We start from the raw sequence: 19,176 nt of genomic DNA on the forward strand, positions 1-19,176 counted from the left end.
ATGTGGGGCATCGTACCCGCCGCCGGCAGCGGCACGCGAATCCAGCCACTCGCCTTCTCAAAGGAACTGCTGCCCGTCGGCAGCCGCCTGGACGGCGAAACCGAACGGCCGCGCGCCGTCAGCGAATATCTGCTGGAGCGCATGGTGCTGGGCGGGGCGGACAAGGTCTGCTTCGTCATTGGGCCGGCCAAGTCCGACATCATGGAATATTACGGCGGCGGCTATGGCCAGGCCTCCATCGCCTATGTGGTCCAGCCCAACCCGGGCGGGCTGTGCGACGCGATCTTCCGCGCGCTGCCCCTGATCCCCCCGGATGAGCCGGTGATCATCGGGCTGCCGGACACGGTCTGGTTTCCGGACGACGCGCTGAAGCACCTGCCGAACGACAAGCTGTCCTTCCTGCTGTTCCCGGTGGAACGGCCGGAGCTGTTCGACGCCGTCATCACGGACGAGACCGGGCGCGTGCAGGAGATCCAGGTCAAGCAAGCCGGCGCTGCGTCCCGCTGGGTCTGGGGCGCCTTCAAGATGCCGGGCCACATCCTGGCCGAGCTGCACGATCTGTGGCGGGAGCGGGAGCGGCAGGACGAGTACATGGGCACGCTGGTCAACGCCTGGATTGCGCGCGGCGGCCACGCCGTCGGTATCCGGGCGGGGGAAGCCTATGTGGATGTCGGCACGGTGCACGGATACCGCGCCGCCATCGGGCTGCTGAGCGGTCAGGTCGATCAGGGCGGCGGGCTGACTCAGGCTGCCAAGGAACTTCGACGCACGGATGCGACCGTTTCCAGGGGGACATGATGCACATGACGCAGTTGGGCGGGGTCAGCCCCTTGGACCGGGAGGAGCTTGAGCGGCGCATTGCCGAACTCGCCCCCTGGTTCCACAATCTGGACTTGAACGGGGTACGCACCGCCCCCGACCATTTCCTGCACGACTATCCCGCCACCAAATGGCAGCGCTTCGCCCATGCGGTCCCGCAGAATCTGACGGGCAAGACCGTGCTGGATATCGGCTGCAACGCCGGTTTTTATTCCATGGAGATGAAGCGCCGCGGGGCGGAGAGGGTCGTGGCGGTCGACAGCGACCCGCATTATCTGGCGCAGGCCCGCTTCGCGGCGGAGGTCAACGGGCTGGATATCGAGTTTCGCGAGCTCTCGGTCTATGACGTCGGCAAGCTTGGCGAGAAGTTCGACCTCGTCCTGTTCCTGGGCGTTCTCTATCATCTGCGCCATCCCCTGCTGGCGCTGGACCTGATCCGTGAGCATGTCGCCGGCGATCTGCTGGTATTCCAGTCCATGCAGCGCGGGGCCAAGGACAGCAAGGAGTGGGCGCAGGACTACGACTTCTGGGTCAAGGATCAGTTCGACGATCCGGCTTGGCCCAAGATGCATTTCGTCGAACATTACTATTCCGGGGACTGGACCAATTGGTGGGTTCCCAACAATGCGGCGGCTGAGGCCATGCTGCGCAGTGCCGGTTTCGAGATCATCGATCATCCGGAGCAGGAGGTCTTTGTCTGCCGGGCCACCAAACCGCCCTACGGCCTTGGCGCTGTCTATCCGGCCCAAGGGCCGGCGTAAGCCGGTGAGCGCCAAAAGAACGTTGAATGAGGGAGCACCATGATTGAAGCGGTGATGATCTGGAACGAGCCGAACAACAAGTCCCATTGGGACATCGAGCTCGACAGCGACTGGGCGATGTTCGCCGAGACCGCGATCGCCGCCGGCAAGGCCGTGAAGTCCGTAGCGCCGAACCTGCCCCGCGTGCTGGGCGGCATGTCCCCGATCGACGCCAATTTCGTCCGCAACCTGCAGGGCCGGGGCGTGCTGGACCATGTGGACGCCGTGGCGGTGCATGGTTTCCCGCTGGACTGGAATCACTGGCAGATCCAGGAATGGCCGAACCGTATCCAGGAGATCCGCGACGTCACCAGTCTGCCGATCTGGGTGTCGGAAGTCGGTATCTCCACCTTCGGGGCGGAGGAGGTGCAGGAGTTCGGGCTGCACAAGACGGCGGAGCTGCTGATCGGGCAGGTGCCGCGCATCCACTGGTACAGCCTGTTCGACCTGCCCAAGGCATGGCCCGCCACCACCCGCCACCGCGAGGCGGAGGGGTCCAGCTACTACCGTCACTTCTATATGGGCCTCTTCCGTGAGGACGGCACGCCGAAGATCGCCGCCAAGCACTTCAGCCAGTATGCACCGGAGATGGGTGTCTGCCAGTGGTTCCATTTCGAGGACCACCGGCTGGACGAAGCGGTGAAGCGGATGAAGGAGCTGGGCATCACCTATCTGCGCACCGGCCTGTCCTGGGCGGACTATTACCGGCCGGGTGCGCTGGACTGGTTCGACCGGCAGATGGATGCGCTGAAGGACTTCGACGTGACCGTCACCTATTGCTTCACGCCGGAGCACAAGGGCATCGATCCGCATTACACCAGCCCGCCCAAGGACCCGGAGGAGTTCGCCGCCTTTTGTGCGGAGATGACCGAGCGCTATGCCAGCCACATCAAGCCGGAGTTCCAGGGAGGGGTGGCGAGCCGGTCCCGCCTCGCGCCCACGCCTGCGTGAACCCCGCCGCTACTCCGCGCAATGCCGCCCTGGCCCTCCGTTTTCTGAAGGAGTTGGGGCCGGGCGGCCCGCCAGTGCTGGATGCCCGCCGCGTCGCCATCGTCGCTGCCCATCCGGACGATGAGACGGTCGGGCTGGGCGGTCAGCTCAACCGCCTCTCCGGCGTGCGGATCATCCATGTTACCGACGGCGCGCCGGCGGACCTGATGGACGCCCGGTCCCATGGCTGTGACACGCGGGAGGAATATGCCGCCCTGCGCCAGGAAGAGCTGGAGGGCGCCATGGCGCTTGCGGGCATCCCGCCCGCGCGTCTGATCCCACTGGGCGTCGCCGACCAGGAGGCGAGCTTCGTCATGGCCGGGCTGGCCCAGCGCTTGGCCGACCTGATCGATGGCGGCGACGTGGGCTGCATCATCACCCACCCTTATGAGGGCGGGCACCCGGACCACGATGCCGCCTGCTTCGCGACCCACGCGGCGGCGGAGCTGTTGCGGCAACGCGGACTGTCGGTTCCAGCATTGCTGGAGATGACCAGCTATCACGCCGCCCCAGGCGGCGAAGGGCTGGAGACTGGACGTTTCCTACCTACCCCGGGTGCCGGTCCGCAGGCGGTTTTGCCGCTGGATACGGATGGACGGGCGCAGAAGCGGCGGCTGTTCGCCGCCTTCGCCAGCCAGAGCGCCGTACTGAACCAGTTCACCACGGCGGATGAACGGCTGCGTGCCGCCCCGCGCTACGACTTCCTGGAGCCGCCCCATCCCGGCCGGCTCTGGTACGAGAACTTCCCCTGGGGCTACGATGGCCGGACTTGGCGGGACAGGGCGGCCGAAGCCGTCGCCCAACTGGAACTGGAAGCGCCGCCATGGTGAGGATGGATCGGACAGGCCACGCTGGACCAGCCCCACTCTGCTGCCACGGGCACGCAATAGGGGTTTCCGGACCCATGTACAGCTGGCTTTGCCCCTCCTCCCTCATCCCGGCGAAAGCCGGGACCCAGGGGCGGCACGCACCGCCCCCGGGACTCCTGGGGCCCGGCTTTCCCTGGAATAACGGGGGGACGGGAAGGATTTTTGCCTATCATGCAAGTGGGCGCGGAGAGTGAACATGACCAACCGCCCCCTCACAATCCTCCAGGTCGCCTACCCCCTCGCCCCCGTCGGGCCGGACACGGTGGGCGGGGCGGAGCAGATCCTGTACTGGCTGGACCGCGGGCTGGTTGAACGCGGACACCGCTCGCTGGTGGTCGCGGCGGAGGGATCGCGGCCGGCGGGGGAGCTGCTGCCCGTTCCCGCGCATGGCGGCACGCTGGACGACGCCGTCAAGGCCGAGGCACAGGCCGCGCATCGGAAGGCCATCCTGCGGGCGCTGGACCGGCATCCGGTGGATCTGGTGCATCTGCACGGGATCGACGCACTGGATTACCTGCCCCCGCCGGGCGTGCCAGTGGTGATCACGCTCCACCTGCCGCCGGACTGGTATCCGCCGGGCATCTGGAATCTGGACAGGCCCGGCACATGGCTGGTGCCGGTGTCCGAAAGCCAGCGCAGACAATGCCCGGACAGCCCTTCCCTGCTGCCGCCGGTGCCGAACGGCGTGCCGGTGGACGATCTCGCCTGGACTGGACGCAAGGCGGGCTTCACGGCGGCGCTGGGGCGCATCTGCCCGGAAAAGGGCTTCGAACATGCCATCGAGGCCGCCAAGCGGGCCGATGTTCCGATGATCCTGGCGGGCCGGGTCTATCCCTATGAATGGCACCAGCAGTATTTCAGCACCGTGCTCTCTCCGGCGCTTGACCGGCGGCGGCGCTATGCCGGGCCGCTGGGATTCCGCGCCAAGCGCCGGCTGATGGGGATGGCCGCCGCCGTGCTGGTGCCCAGCCTGTGCGAGGAGACCAGCAGCCTGGTCGCTATGGAGGCGCTGGCCTGCGGCACCCCCGTCATCGCTTTCCCCAACGGTGCCCTGCCGGAGGTGGTGGAGGATGGCGTCACCGGCTGGCTGGTTCCCAATGCCAAGGCCATGGCCGATGCCATCCACCGGGCCGGCCGCATCGATCCGGAGGCCTGCCGCGCCGGCGCCCGCGCCCGCTTCTCCCCCGGCGCCATGGTGGACGGCTATCTGGGCGCCTACGCCACCGCGCTGCGCGGCTCTAACCTGGCCGGAGCGTCCCAGGGGGCGGCATGAGCGACGTGCCGAGCCTGGAACTGCATGCCGGGGTGGCCGGCCTGCGCGGGTTGGAGCGGGAATGGTGGGAGCTGTGGCGGCAGGACGATCAGGCCACCGCCTTCCAGTCCCCTGCCTGGCTGATCCCCTGGGCCGAGGCATTCCAGCCGGATGCCGCCTTCGCGGCCTGCCTGCGCCGCGAAGGGGCCGTCGCCGCCATCCTGCCGATGTTCGTGTTCGAGGAGGACGGGCCACGCCGGCTGCTGCCGCTGGGCGCCGGCACCACGGACTGGCTTGGTCCCGTCTGCCGGCCCGATGCCCGGCCCATAGACCTCGCCACGCTGCTGGCCGAGGTGGCGCTGGACAGGGGCGTGGAGCAAGCGGACCTGCCCCAGCTTTCCCCCGGCAGCCTGCTTGCCCGGGCCGTGGCCCCGCCGGGCTGGCGGGCGGAGCGGGCGGCCGGCACGCCCAGCCCGGCGGTGGACCTGCCGGCGGATCTGCCCAAATCCCTGCGCCAGAACCTCCGCACCGCCCGCAACCGGCTGGAGCGCACCGGCCGGGTGGAGATCGCGCAGGCCGGCGGCGAGAGCCTGACGGCGGCCATCGAGCGGCTGTTCGACCTGCATGCCGCCCGGTGGGACGGGGATGGCGGCGGCGTCCTGGCCGATCCCGCCGTGCGCCGGTTCCACCAACTGGCGGCCGGCGAGCTGGAGCGGGCCGGGCTGCTACGCCTCTACACGCTGGCGCTGGACGGGAACGTGATCGCGGCCCTGCATGGGCTCAGGGCCAAGGGCCGCTTCCATTACTATATCGGAGGCTACGACCCGGCGCATGAGCATGGCAGCCCCGGCAACCTGTTGATCGCCCACGCGCTGGAGCAGGCCACGGCCGACGGATGCCGCCTGTTCGACTTCCTGCGCGGGCAGGAGGATTACAAATACCGCTGGGGCGCCACGGACCGGGAAAGCGTCAGCGTCACCATGCGGGCCGTAGGTTGAGAGCACCCCTCTTCCCGATAGGGAGAGGAACACCGGCGCGCCATGTCCCCTTCGAAGAAGTCCGGAGCCCTGCCATGCCCCCGTCCCTTCCCCCTGTCGGTATCCGCTGGACCGTCGGCGATGTGAGTGAGCGCGGGTTCCGGGCATTGCGGCTGGCGATCCTGGGCGCGCGGCGGGTGTTCGGGCCGGAGGCCGCCTATGCGGTTGTGGTGAACTCCCTCCCGGTGGCGGAGGCGCGCCGGCGGACCGGCGAGGTGCCGGGCGAGGTCGAATGGCTGCCGGCCGGCGATCTGCCGGCCGATCTCGCCGCCTTCCTGGATGAGGGCATGGCGGAGGGGGTGGCCTGGAAGCTGGCCCCGCTCCGCCTCTTCCCCGACCGGTGGGAGCTGGCCTTCGACAACGACCTGATCCTGTGGAGCATGCCGCCCTCCATCGCCGGCTGGCTGGAGCGGCGGGAGGGGCAGGCCTGCGTGCTGGCCCAGGATGTGGAGCGGGCGCTGGGCGGGTTCGAGGCGATCTGCGGACCGGAGAACCTCAACACCGGCATCCGCGGCTTCCCGCCGGGCTACGATCTGGGCGCGGCGCTAGCGGAAACGCTCCGCGCCCACCCCCTCCACCTTGCGGGCGAGCTGGATGAGCAGGGCCTGCAGGTCGCAGCGCTCCAGCGGGAGGTGCCGCCGGTCGTGGTGACGGTGGAGGAGGTCTCCATCTGCTCCCCCTTCTGGCCGAAGCGGCCGGTGCTGGGCACCTGCGGCGCGCATTTCGTTGGGCTCAACGCGCGGTCCCTGCCCTGGACCTGGTACGACCGCCCGGCAAGCGACTGCCAGAACGAGAACTTCGACAATTGGGCGGCGGAGATCGCCCGCCGCATGGGCGCGTAGGAACGCCGCCCCTCCCGCCATCCGGCCGCAATGAAAAAGGCCCGGGCGCATGGCCCGGACCTCTTTCCAGCATCGGCGGTCGGCAGGATTACAGGGAGGCGCGCAGCATCCAGGCGGCCTTCTCATGATAGGCCATGCGCTGGTTCATCAGATCCTCGGTTACCGTGTCGCCGGCGTCCTGGGCGATGGCGACCACCTCGCGGCAGGCGCGGGTGACAAGCTCGTTGTCACGGACGAGCTGGCGGACCATCTCGTCGGCCGAGGGCACGCCGTGCTCATCCTCGATGCTGGTCAGCTTCAGGAACTGGGACAGGCTGCCGGGGGAGAAGTGGCCCAGGGCGCGGATGCGCTCGGCCAGCTCGTCCACCGCATCGGTCAGGTCCTCATACTGGTCCTGGAACATCTCATGCAGGCTGTGGAAATGGTGCCCGGTGACATTCCAGTGGAAGCCGTGCGTCTTTCCAAGCAGGGTATAGGTATCCGCCAGCACCCTGGCCAGCCCTTCCGCCAGCGCCTTGCGCTTCTCGTCGGCGAGGCCGGTCTGCACAGGCAGCGCCTCATTGGATGGCGGCGTGCGCTGGGTGTCGGTCGTCATGGAGTCCATCGGGTCCTCCGAATCTCTTCAGGAAAAGGATCGTGAAAAGCAACAGGCCGGAACGACAATCGTCCGGCCTGCCTTCACAACACCCTGAATTCGGTTCGGTTGCGCCCTGGCCCCGAGGCGAAGGAGCTTTTCCGGGGCAGCCCCTATCCGGCCGCGCGGATCAGGTCGGCCCGCCGCGGCACCATGACCAGCGCATCACCCTCGATCACCACCTTGCCCAGCACCGTGCACATGGTGGACAGATTCAGCCGCGCCTTTTCCGGATCGATGCCTGTGACGGTCACGGTGGTGGTCACCGTCTCCCCGATGCGGACGGGAGCACGGAATTTCAGGTTTTGGGACAGGTAGATGCAGCCCGGCCCGGGAAGCCGGGTGCCCAGCACCGTGGTGATGAAGCAGGCCGACAGCATGCCGTGGGCGATGCGGCCCTTGAACGGCGTCTCCCGCGCATATTCCTCGTTCAGGTGCATCGGATTGGTGTCGCCGGAGATGCCGGCAAACATCACGATGTCCGTCTCCGTGATCGTGCGGGCATAGACGCCCTTCATGCCCACGCTCAGATCCTCCAGGCAATAGCCGGTGAGGTCGGCGGGGTCCATGCCGGTACGGCGGCGGATTTCGTCCATGGCTCTGCGGGTCCTGGCTGCATGACGGGCACACCCCGAAAGTGTGCGGCGCACACAATACGTCCGGCCGGGCACGAGGGTCAAATGCCTGCCCTTGCGCTTCCGCTCCGCCCGCAACTACCCTGACCGCCCCCCAATCGAAGGTAAGCATCCGTGCCGATAATCGCCGATCCCCGCCCGGTCGCCGGAGCTGTGCCCTATGCCGGCTGGCAGTGCTCCCGCCTTACCCAGCCGGACGGTCACCATATCCGGATTGCGGCCTGGAAGGAGATGCCGTCCGGCAGGCCCCGCGGCACCGTCCTGCTTCTGACCGGCCGCAGCGAGACGCTGGAGAAGTACGGGGAGCAGGCGGCCGACTGGACGGCCCGCGGCTTCCACACTGTTGGAATGGACTGGCGCGGCCAGGGCGGATCGTCCCGCTATCTGGACAACCGGCACAAGGGCCATGTGCCGGATTTCCGGATCTTCATGGACGATCTGGACCGCGCCATCGTCGAGCTTCTGCCCACCGGTACGCCGCAGCCGGTGATCGGTTTCGCCCACAGCATGGGCGGACATGTGCTGCTGCGCCATGTGGCGGAGCGGGCGCATCCCTTCGCCGGCGTGATCCTGTCCGCCCCGATGCTCGGCATCCGCACCGCACCGCTTCCGGAACCGGTGGCGCGCCGGCTCGCCGCCTGGATGGTCGCACGGGGGAAAGGCGGGGACTATGCGCTCCGCCAGACGGACTGGATCGCCGCCGAGCCCACTTTCGAGAAGAACCCGCTGACCTCCGACCCGGTGCGCTTCCTGATCGGTCACAATTGCTATGCCGCCGATCCCGCGCTGGCCATGGGTGGGGCCACCTGGGGCTGGCTGGACGCCGCCTTCCGGTCCATGGCCGAGCTGTTCGCACCGGGGAAGCTGGAAAAGGTGGAGGTTCCCGTCCTGATGATGACGGCCAGGGCGGACCGGATCGTGCGGGTGGACCGGCACGAGCGGGCGATCCGCCACCTGAAGCATGGCCGGCGGACGATCTATCCTCTAGCCCGGCACGAGCTGATGATGGAGACCGACAGCATTCGCAATGCCGTTTGGATGGATATTGACGCCTTCCTGGCGGAGTTGACGGTTCAGGCCGGTACGTAGAACCGTGGGGGAGCCTGTCCCTCCCCCACGGGCATGCCGATGTCGGTCAGAGCACTGTCAGCATGCTGGCGACCAGCGGATGGCGGACGATGTCCGTATCGGCCAGCCGGACCACGGCGATGTTGTCCAGCGTCTCCACCCGGCGGGCGATGTCCGCAAGACCGGACAGGCCGTTCAGCAGGTCGGACTGGTCCGGGTCGCCGGTCAGCACCATGGTGGAATGCCAGCCCAGCCGGGTCAGCAGCATCTTGATCTGGGCATAGGTGCAGTTCTGCGCCTCGTCGATCACCACGAAGGCGTTGTTCAGGGTGCGCCCACGCATGAAGCCCACCGGCGCGATCTCAATGGTGCCGTCGGCCATCAGCGCCCGCAGCCGCTTGCCGCCCAGCCGGTCGGACAGGGCGTCGTAGAGCGGGCGCAGGAAGGGGGCCATCTTCTCGTTCATGTCGCCCGGCAGATAGCCGATGCTCTCCCCCGCCTCGATGGCCGGGCGGGAGAGGACGATGCGGTCCACACGGTTCGCATCCAGCGCCTCCACGGCCGCGCTGATGGCCAGATAGGTCTTGCCGGTGCCGGCGGGGCCGAGGGCCAGGGTGAGATTGTGGGCGGCGATCGCCTCCATCAGCACCTTCTGGCCGGGGCTCTGCGGCTTGACCTTCCGTACATAGCTCTGCTCCCGACGCTCGGACCCCAGCGGGTCCCAGCCGCCATCGATCCCGGCAGAGCGGGGGAACAGGGGCCGGACCTTGCTGTCGGAAGAATTGGCGGCTTTAGGCTGGCGCTTGGCCATTCGCTGTCTCCTGTGTTGAGGCATCAGGGACTGAACCGGCAACGAAAAACCGCACCCTCGGCAGAGGCGTGCGGTTCGTGGACAGGGCATATCGCTGAAACGCGGTTGCCGGTTGCGTTGCCGGGTGGTCCGGCGCGATGAGACGCCTTCCCGCCGGGGGCGGTTCGGGCAATGGGGTCAAGGCGGGCCGATCTGGCAATATCCTTGTCCGTCTCTGCGTTGGACCACAGTGGAACGCTACCACTAATTACAGCCGAGAACAGCACTTGTTGCGTCACAACAAAAGTTTCACACCATATGTTGCCTGTAGACCCGGAAGGCGAAGCCCGGCCGGCCTATGTCGCCGATCCGGGATCGACCGGGCCGCTGAGCCGTCTAGTCACTTGGTGAGGAGTACCCGATGAAGAACAGCCACTCCCCCCTCCCCCGTTCGGGACGCCCCGGCGCGGCCGCCATGTCCACCGATGACGAGTCCGGCGCCGAAGGCCTGCCGGAGGCGGAGGATCGCCGCCGCGCGCTCTACGCCCTGAAAGTGATGCATGAGCGCGGATTGCTTCCGGACGACGAATATGCGCGCCGGGTCAAGGAGCTGGGTGGAGAGGGCTGAGGGGTCGGCCGGCCCTGCGCTTTCAGAACCCTTGCTGTCGCCAGACATCAACTTGCGCGACTACCACAACAGATATTGTGCTCTTTGCGGCATTTGTCGCAAAATCTGGCTGAGGAACCTCTTGACGCCGCGCGCCAACTGGGCTTGAACGAGCCTTTGTCGAGAGGGTTCGCGCGTAGTGTCAGGCCACGTGCCGCGGACCGGTTCATGCGGTGGGGATGTGCCCTTTGAAGACGAACACGCAAGCGGCCTTTCGGGATTCGCCGTTCCAGCTTCGCGGCAGCAACTTCACCATGATGGTGCTGAAGGTCGGGGACCCGCGGAACCCGAACTTCTTCCCGGTTCTCGCCAACAAGATCAGTCAGGCGCCGAACTTCTTCAAGAATGCGCCCGTCGTTCTTGACCTGGACGACCTGCCTCCCGGCGTTCCCTTCGACTTCCCGCAATTCTGCGGGCTGTTGCGGAATATGAGCCTGTATCCCGTGGGCCTGCAGGGCGGCACGCCGGAGCAGCAGCGCGCCGCGATCCAGGCCGGCCTTGCCGTGCTGCCCCCCAGCCGGGAGGGCGCGCAGAGCTTCGATCCGCTGGCCGGCACCGGCCGCAGCCCGGCCCAGGGCACCGGCAATGTCGCGGCGCAACAGCCGCAGCAGCCCCGCCCGGCCGCGCAGTCGGAACCGGCCCCCGCCCCGGCGCCCACCACCGTCATGCAGAAGACCACGCTGATGGTGACGGAACCGGTCCGCTCCGGCCGGCAGATCTATGCAGCCGGCGGCGACCTGGTGGTGGTCGCCCCGGTCAGCGCCGGGGCGGAGCTGGTGGCCGACGGGTCCATCCATGTCTACGGTCCCATGCGCGGCCGCGCCCTGGCCGGCATCGGCGGCGACCAGACCGCGCGCATCTTCTGCCAGAGCCTGGAGGCCGAGCTGGTCTCCATCGCCGGGCTTTACCGCATCAGCGAGGACATGGAGAAATCCGTGGTCCGCAAAGCGGTCCAGATCTACCTCGACAACGGCTACCTCCACATCGAACCGATGGGCGGGACATGACGCTGCCGCAGGCTTCTTCCTCCACCTTCCTCAATCTCAACCCTTAATTCCGGGAGACGCCACTTGGCCAAGATCATCACGATGACCTCCGGCAAGGGCGGCGTTGGCAAGACGACTTCCAGCGCCGCGTTCGGAACAGGTCTTGCCATGCGCGGTTTCAAGACCTGCATCATCGACTTCGACGTGGGCCTGCGGAACCTCGACCTCATCATGGGGTGCGAGCGCCGCGTGGTGTTCGACTTCATCAACGTCATCAATGGTGAGGCACGGATCAACCAGGCCCTCATCAAGGACAAGCGGGTGGAGAACCTGTTCATCCTCCCCACCTCGCAGACGCGCGACAAGGACGCGCTGACGGTAGAAGGGGTTGGCCGGATTCTGGACGAACTCAAGAAGGAGTTCGACTACATCCTCTGCGACAGCCCGGCCGGAATCGAGAAGGGCGCGCTGATGGCGCTCTATTACGCCGACCATGCGATCATCGTCACCAACCCCGAAGTTTCTTCCGTGCGTGACAGTGACCGCATCCTGGGGGTTATCCAGGCCAAGTCGCGTCGCGCGGAAATGGGGCTGGAGCCTGTGCAGGAGCATCTGCTGCTGACCCGCTACGACACCGAGCGTGTGGAGCGGGGTGAGATGCTGAAGGTGGAGGATGTGCTGGAAATCCTGGCCATCCCGCTGCTGGGCGTGATCCCGGAGAGCCCCGCCGTGCTGAAGGCCAGCAACGTGGGCATGCCCGTCGTTCTGGACGACAAGTCCAGTGCCGGCACCGCCTACGCCGACGCGGTGTCCCGCTTCCTCGGCGAAAAGGTGGAGCACCGCTTCATGAAGCCGGAGAAGAAGGGCTTCTTCGACCGCCTGCTGCGGAGGTCTGCATGAGCCTGTTCGATTTCTTCAAGCGTAGCAAGGATGAGCCCGCGGCCGTCACGGCGCGCGACCGGCTTCAGATCGTGCTGGCCCATGAGCGGGCGGACCGGAACGCGCCGGACTTCCTGCCCCAGCTTCAGAAAGAGCTTCTTGAGGTGATCAAGAAGTATGTCGCCATCGAGGATGAGAAGGTGGCGGTGAAGCTGGAGCGGGAAAGCGGCTGCTCCATGCTGGAGGTGAATGTGGAGCTGCCCGCGCCTAAGAAGGGCGCTCCCCGTCAGGCTCCGGCCAAGGTCAACAAGCCGGCGACGGCGAGTTGATCTCCCTCATCGGGGAATGAGAGGGGACCTTCCCCATTCCGCCGGCCCTGTATGCATAGGGCTGTGCAGGCGGAATCGGGAAGGTCCCCTTTGCTTTTTAGCCCTTACTTCTTCGGCTGGAACACATGCTCCGGGCCGGGGAAGGCGCGGCTGCGGACGTCGGCGGTGTAGGCCCTCGCCGCCTCTTCGACCAGCGGCCCGAGCTCGGCATAGCGCTTCACGAATTTCGGCGTGAAGGCGCCGAACAGGCCGAGCAGGTCATCGCTCACCAGCACCTGCCCGTCGCAGGCGGCCGAGGCGCCGATGCCGATAGTGACGGCCGAAACGCTCTCGGTGATTTGGCGGGCCAGCGGTTCCACCACTCCCTCGATCACGATGCTGAAGGCTCCGGCCTCGGCGATGGCGCGGGCATCGCCGAGGATCTTGTGCTGCTCGGCATCCGAACGGCCGCGGGCGCGGTAGCCGCCCAGCGCATTCACCGCCTGCGGCGTCAGCCCCACATGACCCATGACCGGAATGCCGCGGCGGACCAGGAAATCGACCGTCTCCGCCATCTCCTCCCCGCCCTCCAGCTTCACGGCGGCGCAGCCGGTCTCGGCCAGCACGCGGGCGGCGGCACGGAAGGCCTGCTCCCTGCTTTCCTGATAGGTGGCCCAGGGAAGATCGACGACAACGCCGGCGCGGCTGGAGCCGCGCACCACGGCCGCGCCATGGGCGATCATCATGTCCAGCGTGACCGGCAGCGTGCTGTCCAGCCCATAGAGCACCATGCCCAGGCTGTCGCCGACCAGAAGCATGTCTACATGCTGGTCCAGCAGCCGGGCCATGGAAACGGTGTAGGCGGTCAGGATGGAAACCGGTTCCTTGCCCTTGCGGGCGGCGATCTCCGGCACGGTGATGCGCTTCACCTGCGCAGTGGCGGACATGGGAGCGATCCCTCTCAGCGTTCCGATGCGGCTGGCGCCGTTCTTGTGCAGCGCACATCCTTACACCAGAGCGCCGCCGGCATCCAGAGCAAGGGCCTGCTGGAAACGCAAACGGCGGGGCTCCGGGGAGCCCCGCCGCATTCCGTGAAAGCCGGTCAGACCCGGGCCGCGGTGCGGTGGGCGTGCGCATCCGCCGGCGGCTTGACGCCCCAGCCGAAATAGGCGGCCACGGCGGCCAGCGCCACATGCAGCCAGACATCGTTGCCGTGCAACGGGATCAGGCCGAAAGTGGTGTTCAGTGCCGGGATCAGACCCATGATCGCCAGGACGATGTAGATGACGGCAACCGCCCTTGCGTAGCCGCGCGCCCCGAACCAGGACCGTGACGCCGCAAGGCCCCAGACACCGAACAGGATATGAACCACATTGTGGATCCAGTTCACCGGGAACAGACCCAGCAATTGGCCATGGAAGCCTGTGACAACTACCTCATGCGCCGGGTCCGGCGGTGAGAGCAGCCCAGGGAAGAAACCCAGGATGCCCACCAACAGGAATACAATTCCGTAGAGCAGAGCGAACGTCTTCATCGGGGACATCTCCGCGAGAGTCGGGGGTTGGTCACCCCCAACTGCCGTTTCGTCGAAGTTGTTCCATTATTACAGTTCGTGGACTGCCTTTCGGCGGGCCGGCGTCAGGCGTCCGACTGGGCGGTGTCCTTGCCGGGCCGCTTCTTCATCTCCTCGGCCTTCGGACCCTCCGTCACGGACTGGTTCTGGTTCGGCTCGTTGCCGGTCTTACCACCTTCCAGATGACCGCTGCGAGCGGCCTTGCCGGGGCCGCCGGCTGTGTGCTTCTTGCCCTCGGTGTCGCCGGCTGCGGATTTGGTCATGCTGATTCTCCTCCGTGATACTGGAGGCAGACCAACAAAAAGGACGCCGCGGGCGTTCCCACGGCGTCCTTTCTTAGCGGCTCGGTGCGGGCGGCTGTCAGGCTGCCCGCAGCTCCGCCTTGGCGCGCTTGGACGCCATCGGCAGGATCGGGTTGGCGCTGTTCTCGTTGGACGAGCTGCGCACCCGCTTGGCGACCTTCTTGTAGGCGCCGGACTCGATCTGGCGGATGCGCTCCTTGGAGACGCCATACTGTTGCGCCAGTGTCTCCAGCGTCACCGGCTGGTCGGTCAGGTTGCGGCTCACGAAGATGTGCCGCTCCCGGTCGCCCAGATTGCCCAGGGCGTCCAGCATCAGGGCCTTGCGGGCCTCCAGCTCGCTACGCTCCGCCAGACGAAGCTCGACGCTCTCGGCCTCGTCGGCCAGCATGTCCATCGCCTCGGCATCGCCCTCCTCACCCACGGGGGTGTTGAGGGAGCTGACGGGCGTGGCGAAGCGGTGCTCCATCTCCCGCACCTCCTCCACGCTGGCGTCCAGTTCGGTCGCGACCTGTTCCGCCTCGGCGTCGGTCATGACGCGGTCCTGGAAGCCCAGGCGACGCTGTGTCTGACGCAGGTTGAAGAACAGGCGCTTCAGGGCGGCCGTGTTGCCGCCCTTGATCATGGACCAGTTGTGCAGCACGTAGGTCTGCACCTCCGCCCGGATCCACCACAGCGCATAGGTCGCCAGGCGGAAGCCCCGGTCGGGGTCGAACCGCTGGACCGACTTCACGAGACCGATATTGGCCTCGGAAATCAGATCGCCGACCGGCAGGCCGGAACGGGCGTACTTGCTTGCGATCTTCACGGCCAGACGCATGTGGCTCTTCACCAGCATGTCGAAGGCCTTACGGTCCTGCTTCTCGATCCAGGCGCGCGACAGCTGCTGCTCCTGTTCGGGCGTCAGCATCGGATACTTGTTCGCCTGGGCCGTGAAGGCCCGCAGAAGATCGATGGAATCGGAATAAGCTGACATGTCTTCTCCACTCCCATGGACGCGGTGTCGCGCGTTCCCGGCCCTCGGAGGCGCCAGGCGCGCGGATTTCGGACATCGCCGTTCTCTTTTTGGAACAGTTCTAATATGGGGATCAGGTGCCTGTGGCACAAGTCCCTTCAGTCCGTATGGTTTACAGTTCGGCGGCGGCCACGGGAATGACCGCCATCACAGGTTCGGGCTCACTGGCACCCCATTTCAAACAGGGCTTTGGTAAGCTCGTCATGCAGGTTCAGGCGCTCGGACACGTAGTCCACGTCCGAGCTGGCCGGTATGGCCGCGGCGGCGGACATGGCCTCATCCCACTGACCGGCGGCGAACTCGCCCCGGCCGATCAGGGTCGCGGCCTTCAACTCCTGCCGCTGATCGGGCGACAGTTCCGCAATGGCGTCGCGCAAGGCGTCGAACTCGCGCCGCTCGGCCGTCTGGCCCAACAGGCTAAGCGAATCCAGGTCGCTCGGATTGCGGTCGCCACGTTCGTCCGGCTGCTCGCCGAGTTCGATGTCGCGCAGACCGCCGACCAACCGGCGGTGCGCGTCCGCCGCTTGCCGAGCCAGATCCGCAATGCGGCGGACCTGATCGACCTCGATGCGACTGAACATGAAACAGCCCCTCTCCGTTGTCGTTCACGGAGAGGGCCAACAGAGGTTTGGAGCCGCAGTCACGCGGCAAATGTCATTTTTGGGAAGCAGGCTTATTTAGGCGCCGCCTCCTGGGCTTCCAAGGGGGAGCGCTGCACTTTTCTGGCATTGTCTTTTGGAGGGCGAGCCCCCTCTCAGACCACTTTGCGCAGCTCATCCAGGAAGCCGTCCATTTCCGCCCCCAGCCTGCTGGACTGCCGGTTCAGCTCCCCCGCAGCTCCCAGCACCTCGCCGGAAGCCGCCCCCGTGTCGCCCGCGGCCTGGGTAACGCCGCCGATCCGATGGGAGACTTCGGCGGTTCCGCGGGACGCCTCCTCCACATTACGGGCGATTTCAGCGGTGGCGGCCCCTTGTTCCTCCACCGCGGCGGCGATGGCGACGGTGATCTCGTTGACGCCGCCGATAACGCCCGAGATGTTTTCGATGGCGCTGACGGCTTCGCGGGTAGCGGACTGGATCGTGGCGACCTGGGCCTGAATATCCTCCGTAGCCCGCGCCGTCTGGCTGGCCAGCGCCTTGACCTCGCCCGCAACCACAGCGAAGCCCTTGCCGGCCTCTCCCGCCCGCGCTGCCTCGATCGTCGCGTTGAGGGCCAGGAGATTGGTCTGCGCCGCGATCTCCTGGATCAACCCGACCACCTGACCGATGCGGTCGGCGGCATCCGCCAGCACGTTGACACGGTCCCGGGTCTCCTGCGCGCGGATCACAGCCTGACCCGCGACGCTGGTCGACCGCGTCACCTGCCCGCTGATCTCACGGATGGAGGCTGAAAGCTGCTCCGCCGCGGCGGCCACGGTCTGGACGTTGGCCGATGCCTGTTCCGATGCGGCGGCCACGGCCACCGCCTGGTCGTTCGTTCCTTCGGCCGTGTCCCGCATGGTCCGGGCGGTGGTCTGAAGCTGGATGGCGCTTGCAGAAACGCTGGCGACCACCTGCCGGGCCGAACTCTCGAACGTATCGGCGATGCTGCGGAACTGCTCAACCTTGCTGTTCATCGCGCCGGTGCCGGCATTGATGGTGCGGCTGCCGTTCAGGAAGGTGCCCAGCATCCCCTTCTCCAGCACGCGCCTCGTGTAGACCTGCCGGCTGACGGCGCTGAGTGAGGCGCGGGCCTCGCGCACGAAGGCATCCGCCCGGTCGGCGACATCGTTGACCAGGTGCAGCAACTCCCCTGCCTCGCCCTGTTCGGTGATGCCGACGATCCGGGCTTCGTAGTCGCCCCGCTCCAACCGGCGCAGCACTGCCAGGGCGCGCCGCAGCTGCCCTGACAGCCGGTGCAGCAGCCAGACAGACGTCAGGGCCGCCGGGACGGCCAGCATGGCCGCTCCCGCCGCGATCTGCCCGAAGCCGGCGAACGCCGCAATGGCCGCAACGACACCGAGCGCCGCGCTGGCACTGGCCGCCAACTGGGCCTTAAAGAGAGAAGATGAAGCGGTCATAGCTCAGCCCCTTATCCTTCAGCATGCCCGTCAGCAGAGCCTGCCCAGCCTCCATCCCGTCCTTCTGCCGGGTATGCTTGCGCTCCTCCTCCAGCATCGCCTTGTAGAGCGGGGCGATGATTTCGCGGATCACGCGCGGATCGGCCGTACGCCGGTTGGAATGGTGGCCCAGCACCTTTCCGTCGGCATCGAAGCTGGGCGTCACATGGGCCAGCACCCAGTAGTGATCCCCGCCGGCCGCCCGGTTCAGGATATAGGCGAACATTTCCCGGCCCGATCCGATGGTGTCCCAGAGCAACCTGAAAATGCTGCGCGGCATGTGCGGATGACGGATCAGGTTATGGGGCTTGCCGATGGTATCCCGTTCCGACAGATCGGCAATGCGCAGAAAGATGCGGTTCGCATAGGCGATGCGTCCGCCCGTATCGGTCTTCGAAACAATGACCTCGTCGTCGCCGAACCGGCGCTCGATCCCCGTCAGGTGCAGTTCGTTCACCGCGTGCTTCCTCCCCTTTGGACAGCTTACGGCAGCAGCTTTCGCCAAACGATTTGGTTGGCGCATTGATGTGTATCAGTACCGATCCACATCGCCCGAAGGGATCGGCATTCCATTCGGTGGCTCGCCGAGCCTTCATGCATGCCGGGGAAAAGATTTCTAAACCTTTAACTGAATTTCATTAGAAGTTGCGCAACTATAGCCCCGCGGCAGGATGGTGCCGGACGGAATGGGAGGAAGAAATCAGGGGAGCGTGCTGCAAGCGGCAACCCGATCAGTCCAGCGGTATCTTGCCTCGCATCTTCTTGACCTGGGAGCGGCCGCTCTTGGCGTCCAGTCGGCGGTGCTTGCTGGCCAGCGTGGGACGGGTCGGACGGCGGGGGGCCTGACGCTCGGCGGCCTTGGCCAGGATGGCGACCAGGCGGACACGCGCATCTTCCCGGTTGCGTTCCTGGCTGCGGAAATTCTGGGCGGTGATGATCAGCACCCCGTCATCGGTCAGCCGCTTTCCCGCAACGCCGCGCACCCGCTCCTTCAGCCATTCGGGCAGCGAGGGCGAGTTGGCGACGTCCAGGCGGAGCTGCACCGCCGTCTCCACCTTGTTGACATTCTGCCCGCCCGGTCCGCCGGCCCGCAGGAAGCTCTCTTGCAGTTCGGATTCGTCCAGGCGGATATAGGGTGTGATCTGGAGCATGGGTCAGGCGGTGCGCGGTTGGAAATGCGCCAGGGCCGACGCGATAAGGCAACGATGGTTCATCAGGTCGTGATCAGCCTGATACCAAGGGGAGAAGCCCTGCGGAAACCCGAAATACCGAGCCCGCCGCAGGTCGGCATCTGCTGTTGCCGCCTTCTTGCCGTGCACGATCCCATCGATCCGCCGGGGCGGGATAGTGATGTCCCGGTCCAAGGCGTTCCGGCCCAGCCCCATGGGCTTCAGGAACTCCGTCCGGAGGATGTCACCCGGTTGCGGGCGCTCCGACCGGCCTGGATCAGTAAAGATCGATGATCTCGACACGGCTCGGCCCTCCCGATGTCCAGATGGAACAGGTTCACCACTGGTACCCGAAAATCCTGATCGCGAATACGGAGCTCGTATCACTTTGCTCCGTGCGGGGGCCGCTGGAGTGTGGTGGGGTGTTGTCTCGTGAGCGGGAGGGA

The 19,176-nt window shown here is 66.6% G+C and carries 24 protein-coding genes; 12 read left to right on the plus strand and 12 right to left on the minus strand.

Going from position 1 to position 19,176, the window contains the following annotated elements:
• The 7 genes from DOL89_RS10240 to DOL89_RS10270 all read left to right on the plus strand — a co-directional run bounded on the left by DOL89_RS10240 (position 1) and on the right by DOL89_RS10270 (position 6,609).
• Complete coding sequence (locus DOL89_RS10240; protein WP_119679058.1) at positions 1 to 798, plus strand: nucleotidyltransferase family protein; 798 nt, start codon at positions 1 to 3, stop codon at positions 796 to 798.
• 5 nt (positions 799 to 803) lie between these two features.
• Positions 804 to 1,580 carry a TIGR04290 family methyltransferase gene (locus DOL89_RS10245; RefSeq protein ID WP_119680362.1) on the plus strand — a complete coding sequence of 259 codons (777 nt, stop codon included), beginning with the start codon at positions 804 to 806 and terminating at the stop codon, positions 1,578 to 1,580.
• A 39-nt stretch (positions 1,581 to 1,619) separates the two neighbouring features.
• Complete coding sequence (locus DOL89_RS10250) at positions 1,620 to 2,570, plus strand: glycosyl hydrolase (RefSeq protein WP_119679059.1); 951 nt, start codon at positions 1,620 to 1,622, stop codon at positions 2,568 to 2,570.
• A complete protein-coding gene (locus DOL89_RS10255; RefSeq protein WP_162937439.1) occupies positions 2,567 to 3,439 on the plus strand; it encodes a PIG-L deacetylase family protein in 873 nt (290 codons plus the stop codon). The genes DOL89_RS10250 and DOL89_RS10255 overlap by 4 nt, the downstream gene beginning before the upstream one ends.
• Before the next feature lie 235 nt (positions 3,440 to 3,674).
• Positions 3,675 to 4,751 carry a glycosyltransferase family 4 protein gene (locus DOL89_RS10260; RefSeq protein ID WP_119679061.1) on the plus strand — a complete coding sequence of 359 codons (1,077 nt, stop codon included), beginning with the start codon at positions 3,675 to 3,677 and terminating at the stop codon, positions 4,749 to 4,751.
• Entirely contained in the window at positions 4,748 to 5,728 is a 981-nt protein-coding gene (locus DOL89_RS10265; RefSeq protein ID WP_119679062.1) for a GNAT family N-acetyltransferase, read from the plus strand. The genes DOL89_RS10260 and DOL89_RS10265 overlap by 4 nt, the downstream gene beginning before the upstream one ends.
• A 74-nt stretch (positions 5,729 to 5,802) precedes the next feature.
• A complete protein-coding gene (locus tag DOL89_RS10270; protein ID WP_119679063.1) occupies positions 5,803 to 6,609 on the plus strand; it encodes a hypothetical protein in 807 nt (268 codons plus the stop codon).
• An 88-nt stretch (positions 6,610 to 6,697) separates the two neighbouring features.
• Here the strand turns inward: DOL89_RS10270 and DOL89_RS10275 are convergent, their stop codons facing one another.
• Entirely contained in the window at positions 6,698 to 7,213 is a 516-nt protein-coding gene (locus DOL89_RS10275; RefSeq protein WP_119679064.1) for a Dps family protein, read from the minus strand.
• A gap of 143 nt (positions 7,214 to 7,356) precedes the next feature.
• Entirely contained in the window at positions 7,357 to 7,839 is a 483-nt protein-coding gene (locus tag DOL89_RS10280) for a MaoC family dehydratase (protein ID WP_119679065.1), read from the minus strand.
• A 153-nt stretch (positions 7,840 to 7,992) separates the two neighbouring features.
• Between DOL89_RS10280 and DOL89_RS10285 the strand changes: the two genes are divergently transcribed.
• A complete protein-coding gene (locus tag DOL89_RS10285; protein WP_162937440.1) occupies positions 7,993 to 8,967 on the plus strand; it encodes an alpha/beta fold hydrolase in 975 nt (324 codons plus the stop codon).
• Between the two features lie 46 nt (positions 8,968 to 9,013).
• On the opposite strand, the gene DOL89_RS10290 is transcribed toward DOL89_RS10285, so the two are convergent.
• The gene (locus tag DOL89_RS10290; RefSeq protein WP_119679067.1) at positions 9,014 to 9,757 is read right to left on the minus strand and encodes a PhoH family protein; all 744 of its coding nucleotides are present in this window, start codon (positions 9,755 to 9,757) and stop codon (positions 9,014 to 9,016) included.
• Between the two features lie 400 nt (positions 9,758 to 10,157).
• Between DOL89_RS10290 and DOL89_RS10295 the strand changes: the two genes are divergently transcribed.
• From DOL89_RS10295 to minE, 4 genes are all read left to right on the plus strand, one after another.
• Complete coding sequence (locus tag DOL89_RS10295; RefSeq protein ID WP_119679068.1) at positions 10,158 to 10,364, plus strand: hypothetical protein; 207 nt, start codon at positions 10,158 to 10,160, stop codon at positions 10,362 to 10,364.
• 227 nt (positions 10,365 to 10,591) lie between these two features.
• Positions 10,592 to 11,410 (plus strand): septum site-determining protein MinC, encoded by an 819-nt coding sequence (gene minC, locus DOL89_RS10300; RefSeq protein ID WP_119679069.1) that lies wholly within the window; start codon positions 10,592 to 10,594, stop codon positions 11,408 to 11,410.
• A 63-nt stretch (positions 11,411 to 11,473) separates the two neighbouring features.
• Positions 11,474 to 12,289 (plus strand): septum site-determining protein MinD, encoded by an 816-nt coding sequence (gene minD / locus DOL89_RS10305; protein WP_119679070.1) that lies wholly within the window; start codon positions 11,474 to 11,476, stop codon positions 12,287 to 12,289.
• Positions 12,286 to 12,597, plus strand: coding sequence for a cell division topological specificity factor MinE (gene minE, locus DOL89_RS10310; RefSeq protein WP_119679071.1), 312 nt, complete (start codon positions 12,286 to 12,288; stop codon positions 12,595 to 12,597). The genes minD and minE overlap by 4 nt, the downstream gene beginning before the upstream one ends.
• Before the next feature lie 104 nt (positions 12,598 to 12,701).
• Here the strand turns inward: minE and panB are convergent, their stop codons facing one another.
• The 9 genes from panB to DOL89_RS25525 form a co-directional block, all read right to left on the minus strand.
• The gene (gene panB, locus DOL89_RS10315; RefSeq protein WP_119679072.1) at positions 12,702 to 13,523 is read right to left on the minus strand and encodes a 3-methyl-2-oxobutanoate hydroxymethyltransferase; all 822 of its coding nucleotides are present in this window, start codon (positions 13,521 to 13,523) and stop codon (positions 12,702 to 12,704) included.
• Between the two features lie 155 nt (positions 13,524 to 13,678).
• Positions 13,679 to 14,110, minus strand: a complete 432-nt coding sequence (locus DOL89_RS10320; protein WP_119679073.1) for a DUF4383 domain-containing protein — start codon at positions 14,108 to 14,110, stop codon at positions 13,679 to 13,681.
• Positions 14,111 to 14,214: 104 nt separating this feature from the next.
• Complete coding sequence (locus DOL89_RS10325; RefSeq protein ID WP_119679074.1) at positions 14,215 to 14,412, minus strand: hypothetical protein; 198 nt, start codon at positions 14,410 to 14,412, stop codon at positions 14,215 to 14,217.
• A gap of 97 nt (positions 14,413 to 14,509) precedes the next feature.
• A complete protein-coding gene (locus tag DOL89_RS10330) occupies positions 14,510 to 15,424 on the minus strand; it encodes an RNA polymerase factor sigma-32 (RefSeq protein ID WP_119679075.1) in 915 nt (304 codons plus the stop codon).
• Between the two features lie 200 nt (positions 15,425 to 15,624).
• The gene (locus tag DOL89_RS10335) at positions 15,625 to 16,044 is read right to left on the minus strand and encodes a DUF3775 domain-containing protein (RefSeq protein ID WP_119679076.1); all 420 of its coding nucleotides are present in this window, start codon (positions 16,042 to 16,044) and stop codon (positions 15,625 to 15,627) included.
• Between the two features lie 173 nt (positions 16,045 to 16,217).
• A complete protein-coding gene (locus tag DOL89_RS10340; protein ID WP_119679077.1) occupies positions 16,218 to 17,522 on the minus strand; it encodes a methyl-accepting chemotaxis protein in 1,305 nt (434 codons plus the stop codon).
• Entirely contained in the window at positions 17,497 to 18,018 is a 522-nt protein-coding gene (locus DOL89_RS10345) for a PAS domain-containing protein (RefSeq protein WP_225889757.1), read from the minus strand. The genes DOL89_RS10340 and DOL89_RS10345 overlap by 26 nt, the downstream gene beginning before the upstream one ends.
• A gap of 274 nt (positions 18,019 to 18,292) precedes the next feature.
• Entirely contained in the window at positions 18,293 to 18,712 is a 420-nt protein-coding gene (arfB, locus tag DOL89_RS10350) for an alternative ribosome rescue aminoacyl-tRNA hydrolase ArfB (protein ID WP_119679079.1), read from the minus strand.
• A 3-nt stretch (positions 18,713 to 18,715) separates the two neighbouring features.
• Positions 18,716 to 19,033 (minus strand): HigA family addiction module antitoxin, encoded by a 318-nt coding sequence (locus tag DOL89_RS25525; protein WP_225889758.1) that lies wholly within the window; start codon positions 19,031 to 19,033, stop codon positions 18,716 to 18,718.
• Positions 19,034 to 19,176: the final 143 nt, after the last annotated feature.

This window comes from Indioceanicola profundi (genome assembly GCF_003568845.1).
Taxonomy (GTDB): Bacteria; Pseudomonadota; Alphaproteobacteria; order Azospirillales; family Azospirillaceae; genus Indioceanicola; species Indioceanicola profundi.

Bases quoted from the DNA above. Each gene is read 5' to 3' on its own strand.
- DOL89_RS10240 (WP_119679058.1), top strand. From the start codon at position 1: ATGTGGGGCATCGTACCCGCCGCCGGCAGCGGCACGCGAATCCAGCCA.
- DOL89_RS10245 (WP_119680362.1), top strand. From the start codon at position 804: ATGACGCAGTTGGGCGGGGTCAGCCCCTTGGACCGGGAGGAGCTTGAG.
- DOL89_RS10250 (WP_119679059.1), top strand. From the start codon at position 1,620: ATGATTGAAGCGGTGATGATCTGGAACGAGCCGAACAACAAGTCCCAT.
- DOL89_RS10260 (WP_119679061.1), top strand. From the start codon at position 3,675: ATGACCAACCGCCCCCTCACAATCCTCCAGGTCGCCTACCCCCTCGCC.
- DOL89_RS10265 (WP_119679062.1), top strand. From the start codon at position 4,748: ATGAGCGACGTGCCGAGCCTGGAACTGCATGCCGGGGTGGCCGGCCTG.
- DOL89_RS10270 (WP_119679063.1), top strand. From the start codon at position 5,803: ATGCCCCCGTCCCTTCCCCCTGTCGGTATCCGCTGGACCGTCGGCGAT.
- DOL89_RS10275 (WP_119679064.1), bottom strand. From the start codon at position 7,213: ATGGACTCCATGACGACCGACACCCAGCGCACGCCGCCATCCAATGAG.
- DOL89_RS10280 (WP_119679065.1), bottom strand. From the start codon at position 7,839: ATGGACGAAATCCGCCGCCGTACCGGCATGGACCCCGCCGACCTCACC.
- DOL89_RS10290 (WP_119679067.1), bottom strand. From the start codon at position 9,757: ATGGCCAAGCGCCAGCCTAAAGCCGCCAATTCTTCCGACAGCAAGGTC.
- DOL89_RS10295 (WP_119679068.1), top strand. From the start codon at position 10,158: ATGAAGAACAGCCACTCCCCCCTCCCCCGTTCGGGACGCCCCGGCGCG.
- minE (WP_119679071.1), top strand. From the start codon at position 12,286: ATGAGCCTGTTCGATTTCTTCAAGCGTAGCAAGGATGAGCCCGCGGCC.
- panB (WP_119679072.1), bottom strand. From the start codon at position 13,523: ATGTCCGCCACTGCGCAGGTGAAGCGCATCACCGTGCCGGAGATCGCC.
- DOL89_RS10320 (WP_119679073.1), bottom strand. From the start codon at position 14,110: ATGAAGACGTTCGCTCTGCTCTACGGAATTGTATTCCTGTTGGTGGGC.
- DOL89_RS10325 (WP_119679074.1), bottom strand. From the start codon at position 14,412: ATGACCAAATCCGCAGCCGGCGACACCGAGGGCAAGAAGCACACAGCC.
- DOL89_RS10330 (WP_119679075.1), bottom strand. From the start codon at position 15,424: ATGTCAGCTTATTCCGATTCCATCGATCTTCTGCGGGCCTTCACGGCC.
- DOL89_RS10335 (WP_119679076.1), bottom strand. From the start codon at position 16,044: ATGTTCAGTCGCATCGAGGTCGATCAGGTCCGCCGCATTGCGGATCTG.
- DOL89_RS10340 (WP_119679077.1), bottom strand. From the start codon at position 17,522: ATGACCGCTTCATCTTCTCTCTTTAAGGCCCAGTTGGCGGCCAGTGCC.
- arfB (WP_119679079.1), bottom strand. From the start codon at position 18,712: ATGCTCCAGATCACACCCTATATCCGCCTGGACGAATCCGAACTGCAA.